This window comes from Sphingobium sp. SA916, assembly GCF_002894065.1.
Classification (GTDB): Bacteria; Pseudomonadota; Alphaproteobacteria; order Sphingomonadales; family Sphingomonadaceae; genus Sphingobium; species Sphingobium fuliginis.
Genome location: NZ_LXYF01000033.1, coordinates 1 through 16,581 on the forward strand (window position 1 = coordinate 1; position 16,581 = coordinate 16,581).

15 protein-coding genes are annotated in these 16,581 nt (G+C 65.4%); 7 read left to right on the plus strand and 8 right to left on the minus strand.

Translation table 11 applies throughout. The features are described 5' to 3' along the window. Positions 1-230 precede the first annotated feature (230 nt). Together A8G00_RS09595 and A8G00_RS09600 are read right to left on the minus strand one after the other, a co-directional pair. The gene (locus A8G00_RS09595) at positions 231-1,400 is read right to left on the minus strand and encodes a pyridoxal phosphate-dependent aminotransferase (RefSeq protein WP_044660047.1); all 1,170 of its coding nucleotides are present in this window, start codon (positions 1,398-1,400) and stop codon (positions 231-233) included. Between the two features lie 123 nt (positions 1,401-1,523). Continuing rightward, on the minus strand, positions 1,524-2,681 hold the full coding sequence (locus tag A8G00_RS09600; protein ID WP_025549721.1) for a pyridoxal phosphate-dependent aminotransferase: 1,158 nt from the start codon (positions 2,679-2,681) through the stop codon (positions 1,524-1,526). A 151-nt stretch (positions 2,682-2,832) separates the two neighbouring features. Between A8G00_RS09600 and ptsP the strand changes: the two genes are divergently transcribed. The 6 genes from ptsP to ftsH all read left to right on the plus strand — a co-directional run bounded on the left by ptsP (position 2,833) and on the right by ftsH (position 10,420). Then, a complete protein-coding gene (gene ptsP / locus A8G00_RS09605) occupies positions 2,833-5,109 on the plus strand; it encodes a phosphoenolpyruvate--protein phosphotransferase (RefSeq protein WP_025549722.1) in 2,277 nt (758 codons plus the stop codon). A gap of 102 nt (positions 5,110-5,211) precedes the next feature. Next, positions 5,212-6,120, plus strand: coding sequence for a helix-turn-helix domain-containing protein (locus A8G00_RS09610; protein WP_103000511.1), 909 nt, complete (start codon positions 5,212-5,214; stop codon positions 6,118-6,120). A 99-nt stretch (positions 6,121-6,219) separates the two neighbouring features. Then, positions 6,220-7,131, plus strand: coding sequence for a tetratricopeptide repeat protein (locus A8G00_RS09615; RefSeq protein WP_099186028.1), 912 nt, complete (start codon positions 6,220-6,222; stop codon positions 7,129-7,131). A 7-nt stretch (positions 7,132-7,138) separates the two neighbouring features. Then, positions 7,139-8,083, plus strand: coding sequence for a tRNA lysidine(34) synthetase TilS (gene tilS, locus A8G00_RS09620; protein WP_103000513.1), 945 nt, complete (start codon positions 7,139-7,141; stop codon positions 8,081-8,083). A 128-nt stretch (positions 8,084-8,211) separates the two neighbouring features. After that, the gene (locus tag A8G00_RS09625) at positions 8,212-8,403 is read left to right on the plus strand and encodes a hypothetical protein (RefSeq protein ID WP_025549725.1); all 192 of its coding nucleotides are present in this window, start codon (positions 8,212-8,214) and stop codon (positions 8,401-8,403) included. Between the two features lie 67 nt (positions 8,404-8,470). Further along, positions 8,471-10,420 carry an ATP-dependent zinc metalloprotease FtsH gene (gene ftsH, locus A8G00_RS09630; RefSeq protein ID WP_103000514.1) on the plus strand — a complete coding sequence of 650 codons (1,950 nt, stop codon included), beginning with the start codon at positions 8,471-8,473 and terminating at the stop codon, positions 10,418-10,420. Between the two features lie 238 nt (positions 10,421-10,658). On the opposite strand, the gene A8G00_RS09635 is transcribed toward ftsH, so the two are convergent. From A8G00_RS09635 to A8G00_RS09650, 4 genes are all read right to left on the minus strand, one after another. Continuing rightward, positions 10,659-12,020, minus strand: a complete 1,362-nt coding sequence (locus A8G00_RS09635) for an amidohydrolase (RefSeq protein WP_103000515.1) — start codon at positions 12,018-12,020, stop codon at positions 10,659-10,661. Between the two features lie 142 nt (positions 12,021-12,162). Continuing rightward, entirely contained in the window at positions 12,163-12,717 is a 555-nt protein-coding gene (locus A8G00_RS09640; protein WP_025549728.1) for a hypothetical protein, read from the minus strand. A gap of 159 nt (positions 12,718-12,876) precedes the next feature. Then, a complete protein-coding gene (locus tag A8G00_RS09645) occupies positions 12,877-13,671 on the minus strand; it encodes a 3-hydroxybutyrate dehydrogenase (RefSeq protein WP_025549729.1) in 795 nt (264 codons plus the stop codon). Next, complete coding sequence (locus A8G00_RS09650) at positions 13,668-14,846, minus strand: patatin-like phospholipase family protein (protein ID WP_044662741.1); 1,179 nt, start codon at positions 14,844-14,846, stop codon at positions 13,668-13,670. Before A8G00_RS09650 ends, A8G00_RS09645 begins: the two co-directional genes overlap by 4 nt. Before the next feature lie 158 nt (positions 14,847-15,004). Between A8G00_RS09650 and A8G00_RS09655 the strand changes: the two genes are divergently transcribed. Beyond that, a complete protein-coding gene (locus A8G00_RS09655; RefSeq protein ID WP_103000516.1) occupies positions 15,005-15,874 on the plus strand; it encodes a neutral zinc metallopeptidase in 870 nt (289 codons plus the stop codon). A gap of 9 nt (positions 15,875-15,883) precedes the next feature. Here A8G00_RS09655 and A8G00_RS09660 read toward each other — a convergent pair whose 3' ends face one another. Together A8G00_RS09660 and A8G00_RS09665 are read right to left on the minus strand one after the other, a co-directional pair. Further along, positions 15,884-16,216: a hypothetical protein gene (locus A8G00_RS09660; protein ID WP_103000517.1), complete on the minus strand. Its 333-nt coding sequence runs from the start codon at positions 16,214-16,216 to the stop codon at positions 15,884-15,886. 155 nt (positions 16,217-16,371) lie between these two features. Next, positions 16,372-16,563: a hypothetical protein gene (locus tag A8G00_RS09665; RefSeq protein ID WP_025549732.1), complete on the minus strand. Its 192-nt coding sequence runs from the start codon at positions 16,561-16,563 to the stop codon at positions 16,372-16,374. Positions 16,564-16,581 lie beyond the last annotated feature (18 nt).

Consider the following 16,581-nt stretch of genomic DNA (forward strand, 5'->3'; position numbering starts at 1 on the left):
GCTTTTCCGTGCTTCCGGTGCTCACCTACTTTGAGTAGGCTGCGCTCCGGGTCACGGAAAAACACCATTTTCGGCTCGTCATCTTCTGAATGTCGATTGGCTCTAGGTCGGGCCGCAGAGCGGACATCGCCCTCCCGGCCACGGGAGGAAAATGCTTTGGATTGCCCCAGGATGGAAAGAAGGGTGCCCGGATATACCGGACGCCCTTTGTGCGACCCGGGGGAAGGAAATCAGGCCTTGTACACCTTGTCTACGGCGGCGCGGAACTTCGCCATGTCGTCGGCCGAACCCACTGTCACGCGCGAGACGGTGGGCCAGATCGGCCAGTTGCGCCCGATCTGCACCTTTTCCGGCGTGGCGATCAGGGCGGCCTGCATTTCCTTGGCCGGCTTGGTCTTCCAGTCGACCATGAACATATTGGCCTCGCTGCCGGGGTGCACCTCTATGCCCTTCTTGGTGAGCCAGGCGATGGTTTCCTCGCGGTTCGCGATCATTTCCGCGCGGCGTGCCTTGATGAGGCCGGCTTCGGGATAGACCGCATTGCCGCAGGCCATGGCGGTGATCGACAGACCGCCCGCCGTCGGGCCGAACAGGCTGATGCGCTTCTGCACTTCGGGGTCCGCGAAGGTCAGGCCGAGGCGCACGCCCGCCATGCCGAACAGCTTGGAGAAGGTGCGCATGACGATCAGGTCCTTGCGACCCGCCACCAGCTTCGCGGCGTTCGGGCCGTCGAACCAGTGGATATAGGCTTCGTCGACCAGCAGGAACGAATCCTTGGGCTTGTTCGCCAGCAGCCATTCGATGTCGGCCAGCGGCGTGATGGTGCCGGTCGGATTGTTGGGCGTGCAGATATAATAGAGCCCGGCATTGGGATTGGCGGCCAGCATCGCCTTGACATCGTGCCCCTTGCCGATGGCCTGGGGGGCCTTGGCGATGGGGGCCTTCAGATAATCGGCGGTGCGCCAGGCGGATTCGAAGGTCGGATCGGCGGTGACGAGGCCCTTGGTGGGCGAGCAGAAGGCCGCGACCGTGCTGACCAGCGGCCCGCCCGAACCCGGCCACAGCATGATGTGCGATTCCGGAATCCCCTCCACCTTGGCGATGGTGGCGATCAGGTCGCCCTTGTAATTGTCGGGATCGTACCAGTTGCCGACGGCGGCGGCCCTGGCCGCGGCCTGAACGCCCGGTTCGAACGGACCGGTCCAGCATTCGTTGGCGCCGATGCGCACCGCGCCCTTCACCCCGCGCGCCGCCTGCTGCTGCGCGAGGGCGGGCTGGATCAACAGGTTGCCGGCAGCCGCCCCGGCCGCCATCAGAGCGGAAATCTTGCCGATCGTGCGGCGGGAATAGCCCCGGTCGAGCAGGTCTTCGCGGGCGTCCTTTTCCAACATCATGGTCATGTCGTCTGTTCCCCTAGTTGTTCCATCAACTGCGCATATTCCACCGGGGGAAACGAAGGAGGCGGCGCATTTCCACAATGCGCCGCCTCCGGATTCCTGAAATTTATGAGCCGTTAACCTGGATCAGGCTTTCCAAACCTTGTCGATGGCATCGCAGAAGGCCTTCATCTCATCGGCCGAGCCGACGGAGACGCGCGACACGTTGGGCCAGATCGGCCAGTTGCGCCCGATCTGCACCTTTTCGGCAAGGATAGCGGCCTGCATGGCCTTGGCCGGCTTTCCCCAGTCGACCATGAACATATTGGCCTGGCTGCCGGGGATGACCTTGATCCCCTTCTTCCTGAGGTGGGCGATGGCCATTTCACGATTGGCGACCATTTCCGCGCGGCGGGCCTTGATGAGGTCGGCCTGCGCCACCGACACGGTCCCGCAGGCGACGGCGGTCATCGGCAGCATCGCCGTCACCTGCCCGCCGTCATAGCGCATCATTTTTTCCATGATCGCGGGGCTGGCGAAAGTGAGGCCCAGCCGCATGCCCGCCATGCCGAACAGCTTGGAGAAGGTGCGCAGGATCAGCACGTCGTCGCGGCTGGCCGCCATCTTCGCGGCGTTCGGACCATCGAACCAGTGGATATAGGCTTCGTCGACGACCAGGATCGCGTCCTTCGGCTTGTTGTCGGCCAGCCACTGGATGTCGGCCAGCGGGGTCATCGTGCCGGTCGGATTGTTGGGCGAACAGATATAATAGACGCCCGCATTGGGATCGGCCGCCAGCATCGCCTTCACGTCATGGGCATAATCCTTGGTGAGCGGCACCTTCGTCACCTTCGCGCCCAGCCAGTCGCCGGTGCGCCAGATCGCCTCATAGGCAGGGTTGCCGGTGACGATGCCGCGCGTGGGCGATGCATAGGCGACGGCGACGCGGCTCAGCGGATCGCTGGAGCCCGGCCAGGCGGTGATGCGGTCGGCCGGGATGCCCTCCACGGCGGCGACGGCGGCGAACAGCTTCGCATGTTCGTCATTCGGTTCGTAGCGATTGCCTTCCTGCACCAGCTTGAACGCGGCTTCGGCGGCGACGGGGAAGGGGCCGGTCCAGCATTCATTGGCGCCGATGCGCACCGCGCCTTCCACCGGCTTCGCCGCCTGCTGCGCCATAGCGCCGGTGACGCGCAGGGCGGCCGCGCCCGCGCCCAGCAAGGCCGCGACCTTGCCCATCTGGCGGCGGGAATAGCCGCGGTCGATCAGATCCTGTTCGAAGGCTTTAGTATCGATTTCTGCCATATGCTCGTCTCCCTGACTCGCTGACTTTCGAGATTTTAAGGCTGTAAACGAAAGCCTCGTCCATTTCCGCCATATCCATAGACGGAAAATCCGCTGGAACCGCGCATATTCGCCTTGGAAAGCGGACGCGCGATCTGTTAGCGCTTGGCACATGCCCAGCACGCCCGCCGCCGCCGCCCGCCAGATCCTCATCCGCCTGCAGGAAGTCATGGCCGCGCGCACCAGCGCGCAGGCGAAGCTGAACAAGGTGGTGGAGATCATCGGGGAATCGCTGTCGAGCGAGGTCTGCTCCATCTATCTGGTGCGCGAAGGGCTGCTGGAACTGTTCGCGACGCGGGGCTTGAAGCAGGAGGCCGTCCACGTCACCCGCATGGCGATGGGCGAGGGTCTGGTCGGCATGATCGCCACCAATGTCGAGACGCTCAACCTGGACGAGGCGGCCTCGCACCCCGATTACAGCTATCGCCCGGAAACGGGGGAGGAACTGTTCCACAGCTTCGCCGGCGTGCCGATCGTGCGGCGGGAGCGCGCCATCGGCGTGCTCTGCGTCCAGCATGTCGAGCCGCGCCGTTATGAGGAGGTGGAGATCGAGGCGCTCCAGACCGTGGCGATGGTGTTGTCCGAACTGATCGCCAATGCCGAACTGGCCGACGATGGCCCGACGGACTCGCGCGTGCAGGATACGGGCACGTCGGTCCTGCACGGGTTGCAGCTTGTCATGGGCATGGCGCGCGGCCATGCGGTGTTCCACCAGCCGCGCGTGCATATCGAACATACCGTCGCGGAGGATACGGAGGCCGAGCGTCAGCGCGTGATTTCCGCCTTCACCAAGATGCGCGAGCAGATCGACCGGATGACCGGCACGGCCGAGTTCGGCACGGAGGGCGAGCATCAGGAGGTGCTCGAAACCTACAAGATGTTCGCCTATGACGAGGGTTGGATCAGGCGGATCAACGAGGCGATCGACAGTGGCCTTACCGCGGAGGCCGCCATCGAGCGCGTGCAGCAGCGCACCCGGATGCGCATGCGCCAGATCGACGACCCGCTGCTTCAGGACCGGATGCACGATCTGGAGGATATGGCGAACCGGCTGCTGCGCATCGTGTCGGGGCAGTTGGGAACGGCGGCGCAACTGGGATTGCGGCAGGACGCCATATTGATCGCGCGCAACCTGGGACCGGCGGAACTGCTGGAATATGACCGGCGGCGCCTGAAGGGCGTGATCCTGGAGGAAGGGTCGCTGACCGCCCATGTCACCATCGTGGCCCGGGCCATGGGCGTGCCGGTGCTGGGCCGCGTGCGCGACATCCGCCATCAGGTGAACGAGGGCGACCTGATCCTGATGGATGTGGGCGCCAACGCCCTGCTGATCCGGCCGACGCCCGACATGGACGAGGCGTTCGAGAATAAGCTGCATGTGACGCAGAAGCGCCGGGCCGAATTCGCGGCGATGCGCGACCTGCCCTCCGTCACCGTCGACGGCCAGCGGATCGAACTGATGGTCAATGCCGGGCTGCGTGAGGATGCGCAGGCGCTGGACATCGTGGGGGCGGACGGCATCGGGCTCTTCCGCACCGAATTCCAGTTCCTCGTCTCCGCCACTTTGCCGCAGCGGGAAAAGCAGCAGCGGCTTTATCGAGACGTCCTCGATGCTGCGGGCGACCGGCCGGTGATCTTCCGCACTGTCGACATCGGCGGCGACAAGGCGTTGCCCTACATGTCCCGCGACGATGAGGAGGAGCTGGAGGACAATCCGGCCATGGGCTGGCGCGCCTTGCGGCTGGCGCTGGACCGCGACGGCCTGATGAAGGCGCAGGCCCGCGCGCTGCTGGAGGCGGCGGCGGGCAAGGTGCTGCACGTCATGTTCCCGATGGTGTCGGAGCCCTGGGAATATGAGCAGGCGAAGGCGCTCGTCGAACATCAGCGCGAATGGCTGGTGGCGCAGAAGAAGAAGCTGCCGGTCGCGGTGCGCTATGGCGCGATGCTGGAGGTGCCCGCGCTGGCGGAGGTGCTGGACCTCCTGCTGCCCAGGCTCGATTTCCTTTCCATCGGCACCAACGACCTGACGCAGTTCCTGTTCGCCGCCGACCGCGCGCATCCGCGCCTGGCGGAGCGCTACGATTGGCTGAGCATCGCGATATTGCGCTTCCTGGACCGCGTGGTGCGCGCCTGTGAAACCTATGAGGTGCCGGTCGGCGTCTGCGGCGAAATGGGCGGGCGCACGCTGGAGGCGATGGCGCTGATCGGCCTTGGCGTGCGGCGCCTGTCGATCACCCCGGCATCGGTCGGCCCGGTGAAGGCGATGATCCGGACCATCGATGCTGCGGAACTGCGCCGGTTCATGCGCGATCTGCTGGACAAGGGCGTGACGGATATTCGTTCGGCGCTGGTCGACTGGGCCGGCGAACATGCTATTGAATTGAATTAATGGGGATCGCGGCGATGCATCCCGCCTTTCCGGGGCGGCGCAGCGTTGACAATCCCCGTCCCGCAATGAGACAAGGCCAGCCTTCAAAAGTCGCGGAGCAGCATGGCAGAAGAACCTGAACTGGAACCCGGCGTCGCGGCGCCGGAACGGCAGCCCAATACTCCGGGGGCGCGCCTGCGCGCCGCGCGGGAGGCGCAAGGACTGTCGATACAGGATGTCGCCACGCGGACGCGCATCGCCCAGCGGCAGTTGGAGGCGATAGAGCGCGACGATTATGCCGCCCTGCCCGGCATTCCCTATGCGGTGGGCTTTGCCCGCGCCTATGCCCGCGCCATCGATGTGGACGAGGTGGCGATCGCCGCCGACGTGCGCAACGCGGTGCATAATTCCGACCTTGGCAGCAACCGCTATGAGGCGTTCGAACCGGCCGATCCGGCGCGGGTTCCCTCGCGGGCCCTGGCCTGGACGGCGGCCGCCATCGTCGTGATCCTGGTCGCCGGCTTCGCCGTCTGGCGCACGCAGGTGATGACGCCGCCGACAGGCGAGGAGATCGCCGCGCAGCAAAGTGCCCCCGCGCCCGCGACCGCGAAGCCGGCAGCAGGCGCGCGCCCGGCGGCTCCGGTGGTGCAGACCGTGCTGTTCACCGCCAATGACGATGTCTGGCTGCGCATTTATGACGAGGCGGGAGAGAGGCTGAAGGACGGGCTTATGAAGAAGGGGGAAAGCTTCACCCTTCCCGCCAATGCCCGCAATCCGATGATCCTGACAGGCCGGCCGCAGGCGCTGACCGTGACGGTCGGCGGCAAGCCGATTGCGCCGCTGGGGCCGCCGGACCGGACCATTGCCGATGTGCCGGTCAATGCGGAGGCGCTGCTGGCGCGGGCTGCGCCTGCCGCGGCGCAGGGTCAGGGCCAGGGTCAGGGTCAGGCGGCTCCGGCCTCCACGGCCCCGGTTCCCACGGGTCCGGCCGCCCCGGTGCCCGCCGCACCTGCACCCGCTGCGGCCGACTGATCCGTTCAGGGGCGATTCAGCGGAATTTGGCGCAAAGTCGCGCTTTACCGGGCGGATTATCGCCCTATGGTTAAGACCGGATATAAGTCGGGGATCATCATGCGTAACGCTTTTTTCGCGACGGCTGCACTGGCGCTCATTGCGCTCGCGCCGCCGCTCGCGGCCCAGAATGTCAGCGTCGATGTTCGGGTCGACCGTCTGGAAAAGGAAATGCGCGCGGTCCAGCGCAAGGTGTTCCCGGCCGGCGCGCCGCTGGAGGCGGAGATCACGCGTCCCGCCGCGCCGGCCGTGGTGCCGGGATCGCCTGCCTCCACACCGGTGGCGGATCTGACGGCGCGGGTGAATGCGCTGGAATCGCAACTGGCCTCGATCACCGGGCAGGTGGAGGAAAACAGCTTCAAGCTGAAGCAGTTGGAAGAGGCGTTCAACCGCTACAAGGCGGAACAGGAAAGCCGTGCCGCGCCCGCGGTCGTGCCGCCGGCGGTCGGCCCCTCCGCCTCGGCAGCTCCGGCCTCCACCGCCGCATCGGCGCGGCCAGGTGCGCCGCGCCCGGCCGCCAATGGTGCGAGCGAGGAACGAAAGACCGCCGTCGCCGCGATCGAGCGGCCCTCGACGGGTAATGAGGCCGACGACGCCTACACCTATGGCTTCCGTCTGTGGGACGCGAAATTCTATCCGGAGGCGCAGGCGCAGCTGAAGGCGACCGTGGATAAATATGGCGCCAGTCCCGTCGCCAGCAAGGCGGCGAACCTGCTGGGCCGCGCCTATCTGGACGACGGCAAGCCGGCGCTGGCGTCGGTCGCTTTCTATGAAAATTACCAGAAGCGGCCCAAGGGCGACCGCGCGGCCGACAGCCTGGCCTATCTGGGCGAGGCGCTGATCCAGCTCAAGAAGCCCGCCGACGCCTGCAAGGTCTATGCGGAGCTGGAGCAGGTCTACGGCGCCAGCCTGTCGAACGGCCTGCGCGGCATGATGGACAAGGGCCGGACCAGGGCCAAGTGCACCGCCTGAAGTCCCCATGGCCGAGGGCGATCCCGTCGCGGAACTGAGCCGGGCGATGATGGCGCTGGTCGGGGATGCCGCCGGCGCTCGTTTCGGCGTGGCGGTTTCCGGCGGGCCTGACAGCATGGCGCTGCTCGACCTCGCCGCGCGCGCCTTTCCGGGGCGTGTCGAGGCGGCCACGGTCGATCATGGCTTGCGCGAGGCTTCGGCAGCGGAGGCGGCGATGGTGGCGGACTGGTGCGCAGGCGCCGGGATCGCGCATGCCACCCTGCATCCCACCGGCGCGGTTCGCGGCAATGTTCAGAGCTGGGCGAGAGCGCAACGGTACAGGCTGCTGGAAGGCTGGCGGGCAGCGCGGGGGCTGGATTGGCTGCTGACGGCGCATCATGGGGACGACCAGTTGGAAACGCTGCTGATGCGGCTCAACCGGGGCGCGGGCGTGGGCGGGCTGGCCGGCGTGCGGGCGCGGCAGGGCGTGGTGCTGCGCCCGCTGCTGGGCGTGTGCAAGGCCGACTTGCTCGCCTATGCGCTGGAACGCGGCCTGCCCCATGTCGACGATCCGTCGAACAGCGATGCGCGCTTCGACCGGGCTGCCCTGCGCATGGCGCTGGCCGGTGTCGACTGGATCGACGCCGCGGCGGCGGGACGCAGCGCGGCGGCTCTGGCCGAGGCGGAGGAGGCGCTGGACTGGACGGTCGACGATCTGGAAGCGCGCCATGTGCACGCGGGTGGAGGCGGGCTGACGCTGGACCGGACCGACCTGCCCCGCGAATTGTTGCGCCGCCTGATCCTCCGCATGATCGCGCGATTGCAGCCGGATGCCGCCCCGCCACGCGGGGAAACGGTGGACAGGCTGGTCGCGGCGGCGCGCCGGGGCGAGAAGATGAGCATCGGCCGCCTCATCCTGAAGGGCGGGGCCTGCTGGACTCTGACGCTGGCACCCCAGCGACGCTGGCAATGATCGTTACGGAAAGGTTCCACGGCTTGGCGCATCCGTCGAACAATCCGTCGATTTGATCGGGCGCAATGACCTTTCCTTAACGCCTATGTTGGTTAATGAAGCCAGTTGAGCGTGGGAATTTTCGATTCATGTTTGAATTTGCGGCGGTGACCTATGGCCTGCTGGCCAGCGTCATTCTTTCGGCGGCGCAGCGTAATCACCGGATGGAGCGACCCCATCCGCCTATGCTGCTCTATACCGGCTATATGCTTTGCGGTCTGTCGGCAGGGGTCGCGGTAATCCTGGCCTATATCGCCCTGTCGCAATTTATCGGCGGCTGACCTTAGCAGGCGCGCGCTTGCGATTTTGCTGCGGCATCCTATCTTGCCGGGTGAAAGAGAGTGGTGAATGAACGACGAGAAGGACCCGCAGGGTAATCCCTGGATCAAGAGCGCGATGATATGGGCGGGGGTGATTGTCGCCCTGCTGCTGTTCGTCTCCATGTTCGACAGCCGCACGGCGTCGACCACCGGGACCGGCATCGCCTATTCCGAATTCCGCGCCAAGGTGCAGGAAGGCCAGGTCAAGGATGTCGCCATCGCCACCGACCGGATTTCCGGCACGCTGAGCAGTGGGCAGAAATTCAGCACTGTCCCGGTGAACGACCCCGGCCTGACCGGCCTGCTGGACGACTATAACGTCAAATATTCCGGCCAGGCGGAGGAGCAGCCGAGCTTCTGGATGATCCTGATCTACCAGTCGTTGCCGTTCCTGCTGATCCTGGGCATCGCCTTCTTCGTGCTGCGCCAGATGCAGAAGGGCGGCGGCGCGGGCGGGGCCATGGGCTTCGGCAAGTCGAAGGCCAAGCTGCTGACCGAAAAGCACGGCAAGGTGACGTTCGATGACGTCGCCGGCATCGACGAAGCGCGTGAGGAATTGCAGGAAATCGTCGAGTTCCTGAAGGACCCGAGCAAGTTCGCGCGGCTGGGCGGCAAGATTCCCAAGGGCGCCTTGCTGGTCGGCTCGCCGGGTACAGGCAAGACGCTGCTCGCCCGCGCCATCGCGGGTGAGGCGGGCGTGCCTTTCTTCACCATTTCGGGTTCGGATTTCGTCGAGATGTTCGTCGGCGTGGGCGCGAGTCGCGTCCGCGACATGTTCGAGCAGGCGAAGAAGAATGCGCCCTGCATCGTCTTCATCGACGAAATCGATGCGGTCGGCCGTCATCGCGGCGCGGGCCTCGGCAACGGCAATGACGAGCGCGAGCAGACGCTGAACCAGCTTCTGGTGGAGATGGACGGTTTCGAGGCGAATGAGGGCATCATCATCGTCGCGGCGACCAACCGTCCCGACGTGCTGGACCCCGCGCTGCTGCGTCCGGGCCGTTTCGACCGGCAGGTCGTGGTGCCGCGTCCCGACATCGAGGGGCGCGAGAAGATTCTGGCCGTGCACATGAAGAAGGTGCCGCTGGCGCCGGACGTCAATCCGCGCACGATCGCGCGGGGCACGCCGGGCTTCTCCGGCGCCGATCTGGCGAACCTCGTCAACGAAGCGGCTTTGATGGCTGCCCGCCGCGGCAAGCGTCTGGTCGCCATGGACGAGTTCGAGGCGGCCAAGGACAAGGTCATGATGGGCAGCGAGCGCCGCTCCATGGTGATGACCGACGATGAGAAGAAGATGACCGCCTATCATGAGGCGGGCCATGCCATCGTCGCTGTCCATGAACCGGCCTCGGACCCCATTCACAAGGCGACGATCATTCCGCGCGGCCGCGCGCTGGGCATGGTGATGCGCCTGCCGGAGCGGGACAGCTACAGCTATCACCGCGACAAGATGCACGCGAACATGGCCGTCGCCATGGGTGGCCGCGTGGCCGAGGAGATCATCTTCGGCTATGACAAGGTGTCGTCGGGCGCTTCGGGCGACATTCAATATGCCACCAAGCTCGCGCGCGACATGGTTACGCAATGGGGCATGTCCGACAAGCTCGGCCCCCTGCAATATGAAGAGCAGCAGGGCGAGACATTCCTCGGTTATTCGCAAAGCCAGCGCGTCCATATGTCGGACGAGACGGCCAAGCTGATCGACAAGGAAATCCGCGGGCTGGTCGAGCAGGGCTATGCCCGGGCGCAGGAAATCCTGAAGGGTCATGAGGACCAGCTTCACCTGCTCGCCAATGCGATGCTCGAGTATGAGACGCTGAGCGGCGAGGAGATCAAGACGCTGCTCGACAAGGGCGAGATCACCCGTGACGACGGCACGACGATCAAGCCGTCCGCGATCCCGGCGGCCGGGTCTTCGATCCCGAAGACGCGCCGGCGCAAGGGGCCGTTCGGTGATCCGTCGCCTGCGGGCGCCTGACCGGGTTTATGGATTGAGAAAGGGCGCTGCCGGGAGGTGGCGCCCTTTTTCATGGATTGCGGGGCGGGGTGGCTTTTGGCCAGGCCAAGACATTCCCCCTCCCGCAGGCGGGATGGGTTAGGGGTGGCTGGCGCGACATCTGCGTCGTTTTGCAACCGCTAACCTGGAAGCTCGCTTCGCTCGCGCCCACCCCCTAGGCCCCTCCCGCCTGCGGGAGGGGGAATGAGGGGCTTCAGCCTCAATCCCGCTTCAATATGTGCATCGCCAGCACCGTCATGGCTTCGCTGGCGGTGGCGATCACCTGGTCGGCCTGGGGCGCCCAGAAGGGGCTGTGCAGCGACGGCAGGCTGGCCTCACCGGCCTTCGCCTTCGCCATCTGGTCGGCCGGCACGCCGCCGACCCAGAAGATGAAGCTTTCGATGCTCTTGTCGGCGCGGTAATAGCGGCCGAAATCCTCTCCCGCCATGGAGGGTCTGGTTTCGCTGACGGTGCCCTCGGGGAAATGGGCCTTCAGCACGTCCGCCATCCGGTTGGCGAAGGCGGGCGGATTGTAGGTGGAGGGCGTGAATTCGTCCTTTACGGAGATCACCGGCATCCTGTCGTCCGGCACGCCCGCCGCAATGGCTTCCCCGCGGGCGACGCGTTCTATGCCCCGGATCAGCTTTTCCCGCGTTTCATCGGAATAGCTGCGCACGGTGAGCAGCATCTTCGCGTCGTCGGGAATGACATTATGCTTGGCGCCGCCCATGAAGCTGCCGACGGTGACGACGGCCGGGTCGAACGGGTCCTGTTCCCGGCTGACCAGCGTTTGCAGCGAGGTCACGATCCGCGCGCCGATCACGATCGGGTCGCGCGTCGTCTGCGGATAGGCGCCATGGCCGCCCATGCCCCGCACCAAAAGGTCGACGCTGTCCACATTGGCGAGCGCGAAGCCCGGCGTATAGCCGATTTTCCCCGCCTCCAGATTGGCGGCGTCGTGGAAGGCGATGGCATGGGTCGGGCGCGGAAAGCGGGTGTAGAGCCCATCCTCCAGCATCAGCCGCGCGCCACGGCCCACTTCCTCGGCCGGCTGAAGGATCATTACCAGCGTGCCTTTCCATTCCTCCTTCATCGTGGAGAGCAGCCGCGCGGTTTCGATGAAGGCGGTCATGTGCGTGTCATGGCCGCAGGCGTGCATCACGCCGGTTTCGGCGCCGTCGGCGGTCTTGGCCTTCACCCTGGAGGCGAATTCCAGCCCCGTCTGCTCGGTTACGGGCAGTCCGTCCATGTCCGCGCGGATCAGCAGCACCGGGCCGGAGCCGTTCTTCAGTACCGCGACCACGCCCGTTCCACCGACCTTTTCGGTGACGGTGAATTTCATCGCCTTCAACCGCCGGGCGAGCTTGGCGGCGGTGGCGCTTTCCTGTTCGGACAGTTCGGGATTGGCATGCAGGTCGCGATAGAGGGTCATCAGCCCATCCATGTCCTTCGCGATGGTCGCTGCGATGGCATTGGGCGGCGTCGCGGGCGTCGCCCCATTCACAGGCGCGCCAGGGGACTGGGCATGGGCAATGGAGATAAGGCTGGCGGCGGCCATGACGGCCGTCAACGCATGACGCATCGATGGGTCTCCCTGATGGAAGAAGCAACCATAAGCGGATTTGCCGCGCCTTTTAAGGGGCTTCGGCATGTCCAGCCCGTTTCCCCAAAGCAAAAGCGCCCGCCGTTGCCGACGGGCGCTCCTGCCGATGCCATGGGAGGGATCAGAAGTGGAAGATCACGCCAGCCGTGGGCCGGAAGCTGTCGAAATCATAGGTTTCGGTCTGGAAGCGCAGGCGGATGCCGCTATTGCCCGTGACGCCGCCCAGGCCGATGTCCTTCGGGCCGACCTCGACGCCCAGGCCGTACATCCAGTCCTTGCGGTCCGGCCAGCCGCCCTTGCCGTTGACCCACTGATAGCCGGCCGACGCGAAGATCATGCCGCTTTCACCGGCCCGCGCGCCGAAGCGGCCCTTCACCCCATATTCCCAGTCGATGTCGCTGAAACCCTTGGTCGCATTGCCCTCGACACCCACGAAGACGGGGCCGAGCGGCACGTTGACGCCCGCGACGCCGCTGATGATCGCGCCGTTCATGATCGTCTCGCCGGGCACGCTGCCGAATTCGGTGCCACGGTCAAAGGTGTGATAGCCGCCCAATATGCCGACATAGGGTTCGACGCCGAAGGCCTGGGTGCCGTCGGGCGCCGTTTCCTCCTGCGCGGACGCGACGGAAGGCAGCGCCGCAACAAGTGCGGCCGCAACGAGATATTTCTTCATGAGGAGTCCCTTTTCCAATTTCGCCGCATGGCGTGTCGGAGGGGATAACCTGCGCTGGTCGCATCAGGTTTCCTCAATGAAAACAAATCCTTCCTGCTGTCCCCAATATGACACAATCCATGTTAAGGAATTGCGCGCCGATGACCGGGATGGATATGGCTATTGCGCGGTCCAGCCGCCGTCGATGCTCATATTGGCGCCGGTGATGTTCGCGGCGGCATCGCTGCACAGATAAAGCGCCATGGACGCCACCTGATCGACCGTGACGAACTGTTTGGTCGGCTGCCCCGCCAGCAGCACGTCGTTCATCACCTGCTCCCGCGTCATGCCGCGCGCCTTCATCGTGTCGGGAATCTGGTTCTCCACCAGCGGCGTCCACACATAGCCGGGCGAAATGCAGTTCGCCGTGATGCCGAAGGTCGCCAGCTCCAGCGCCAGCGTCTTGGTGAAACCGGCCAGGCCATGCTTGGCCGTCACATAGGCGCTCTTATAGGGAGAGGCCGTCAGCGAATGCGCCGAAGCCGTCTGGATGATCCGTCCCCATTTCTTCTCCTTCATGAAGGGAATGGCGAGACGGGACGTGTGGAAGGCGCTGTTGAGGTTGAGCGCGATGATGAGGTTCCATTTGTCGACCGGGAAATCCTCGACCGGCGCGACATGCTGCACCCCTGCATTGTTGATGAGGATGTCGACGCCGCCGAATGCGTCGGCCGCCTCCTTCATCATCGCCTCGATCTGCTCGGTTCTGGTGAGGTCATGGCCGCTATAGAGCGCCTTTGCCCCGCTCAACGCCTCCAGCCCGGCGCGTTCCTTCTCGATCGCGTCCGCATCTCCGAAGCCGTTGATGACGACATTCGCGCCTTCCCCGGCCAGCGCCTTGGCATAGGCAAGGCCGATGCCGGAGGTCGATCCGGTGATGAGGGCGGTCTTGCCGGACAGGAATTGGCTGCTCATGCCTGCTTCTCCTTGAGATGGTCGGGGGCGTCGAGGTCGAAGGTGGAGCTTTTCCCGTTGACGATGTTGCGGGCGATGAGGTCGCCCTTGTGCATCACTTCCTCCACCGCGTCGCGGCCCTGCGCCCAGTGGTCGAGCATGGTGGAGCGGGAAAATTCGAAGTCGCGCGCTCCGCTTTCCCACGCGCGGCTGCGGTAGATGAGGTGGACGATGTTGACCGAACCCACGTCCAGCAACTGGCGCAGCCGCTGTGCGTCCGCGTCCTCCTGCAATTCGGGCGGCAGTTTGTCGAGCAGGGCGCGGATCGCCTTATGCTCCTTGCGCAGCCGCAGATACTGGTCCGTCACCTGGCGGGTGCGGCTGGAATATTGAATGTCCTTGGTCCGGGAATAGACATCGGTCATCTGCCGGGGCATCGGCCCTTCGGCGGGGAACAGGTCGACCTGGAACACCAGCATATCCTCGCTCTGATGGTCCAGCACATGGGCGAGCGGGGTGTTGGACACGATGCCGCCGTCCCAATACCAGCGCCCGTCGATCTCGATGGGCGGCAGGCCCGGTGGCAGAGCGCCCGACGCCATGATGTGGCGCGCGTCGATCCGGGTGTTGCCGCCCCGGCCGCGCGTATCCCAATAGGCGAAATTGCCGCTTTCCACATCCACCGCGCCCACCGACAGCCGCACCGGCCCGTCATTCAGCAGATCCCAGTCGATGCAGGCGTCCAGCGTGTCCTTCAGCGGCGCACTGTCGTAGAAGCTGATCGCGCCGGCCGTCCCTTCCGGCATCAGCGGCGCGGGCCAGAGGCGCGGGCGGAACATGCCCGGCACGCCGAAGGTTGCGACCGTGCCCGCCGCCATCAGATGAGCGGCCTCCCGGATATGGTCGATTTCCGGCAGGACGACATTGGGCATGCCGCCGGAGACGGTCAGCCAGAATTTCTTGAGCCGGCTGAGGCGCTTGTGCGGCGGATTGCCGGCGATGATGGCGGCGTTGACCGCGCCGATCGAAATGCCCGCGACCCAACTGACGTCGATTCCCAACTCGTCCAGCCGCTGATAGACGCCCGCCTGGAAGGAGCCGAGCGCTCCGCCGCCCTGCAGCAACAGGGCGACTTCGCGGGGGAGGGGAAGCGGCATATTGGCGCGCCTGCGCGGCTGGGATTCGGTGTCGGCCATGTCGCAGCGCAATATAGAATAGTCTTCCGGCATTCCAACTGAATGTCTCGTTACATTCTCTTCATGGGACGGTGGGCTCGCCGCAACCCGCATTGCATCGGGGACGTTTCCACCGGCGACGGAATGGAATAGGCAGGGCAAGGAAAGAGAGGGACGAGATGCGGCTCGACGACGAACGGGAAAGCACCAATTTCGAGATTCAGGAGGGTCGCGGCGGCTTCGGCGGCGGAATGGGCGGCGGTCTGGGCCTGCTGCTGCCGCTGATCGGCAGCCGTTTCGGCTGCGGCGGGATCGTCGTGGTGCTGATCATTCTGGCGGTCATGGGCGTCAATCCCCTGAGCCTGATGGGGGGTGGCGGCCAGATGCCGCAGGGGAGCGAGGTCAGCCGCGACACGTCCAAACTCAGCGATATACAGCATTGGTCCCTGAAGGTGCTGGGATCGACCGAGCGCGTCTGGGGGCCGCTCTTCCAGCAGGCCGGCCGGCAATATCAGCCGACGGTCCTTTCCTTCTATTCCCAGAGCGGCGTGTCCGGCTGCGGCGCGGCGCAGAGCGCCATGGGACCCTTTTATTGCCCCAATGACCGCAAAGTGTATCTCGACACCGACTTCTTCACCGAACTGCGCCAGCGCTTCGGCGCCCCTGGCGATTTCGCCCAAGCCTATGTGATCGCGCATGAAGTCGGCCATCATGTGCAGGATCTGGAGGGGACTTTGGGCGAGGTGAACCAGCGGCAGCGCGCCGTCAGCGAGGAACAGGGCAATGCGCTGCAGGTGCGGGTCGAATTGCAGGCGGACTGTTATGCGGGCGTCTGGGCCAAGCGCACCGGCCTCATGGAATCGGGCGATCTGGAGGAGGGGATGAAGGCGGCGCAAGCCATAGGCGACGATACGCTGCAAAAGGCGGCCGGCCGCCGTCCCGTGCCGGAAAGCTTCACCCACGGCACCAGCGAACAGCGTATGACCTGGCTGCGCAAGGGACTCGACAGCGGCGATCCCGCGCAATGCGACACCTTCAAGGAAATATGAGGTCCGGCCTTATTCGGGCACCTCGTCGGACGGCTGCACGCCTTCGACCGGCGTCGGGTTCGATACGGGCGCAGCGGGCAGCCCTGCGCCTGGGGCGAGGAAGGGTCTGCCGGCTTCGGGCATGGGCTGGCCGAAGTCCGCAGCGCCCGAATCTTGGGCGCCGCTGTCTTGGGGCGGCGTTGGGGACGGCGCGGCCTGGGCGGGCATCACCACGGGCGCTGAAGCCGGAACAATCGCCGCGGACGGCACGGCCTGACTGGATTGGGGCACGAAGCTTTCCACCGTCAATACGATGATCGGAGCCGCGATCAGGGTCACGGCGGCAAAGGCCTTGTAGATCATGGGGCGCGTCCATTCATGATCGCGTCATCATAGGCGCGGATCGTAAATAAAATGCTGTCGCCCCTTGTGGACGTGGCTAGCCTAGATTGCGGCGGTCCCCCCGACGCCCCACTCCTCCGCAGGAGCGCGGTGGGTCTGGGCCGATCCGACGGAAACTAATGCCGGTCGAGTTTCTCCAGCAGGTCGAGCATGTCGTCCGGAACAGCGCCGCTACCCGCACGGAAGGTCGAACGCAACGCATTGCCGATGCCCTCATAGGGCTGCGGAACGCCGATATTCAGGACGCGGCGGATCGCGCCATCCTGAATCCGGGCCGACCGGCTGAGGGGTTTTCGTTGCATTTCCATGGTAAGATAACTGCCAAG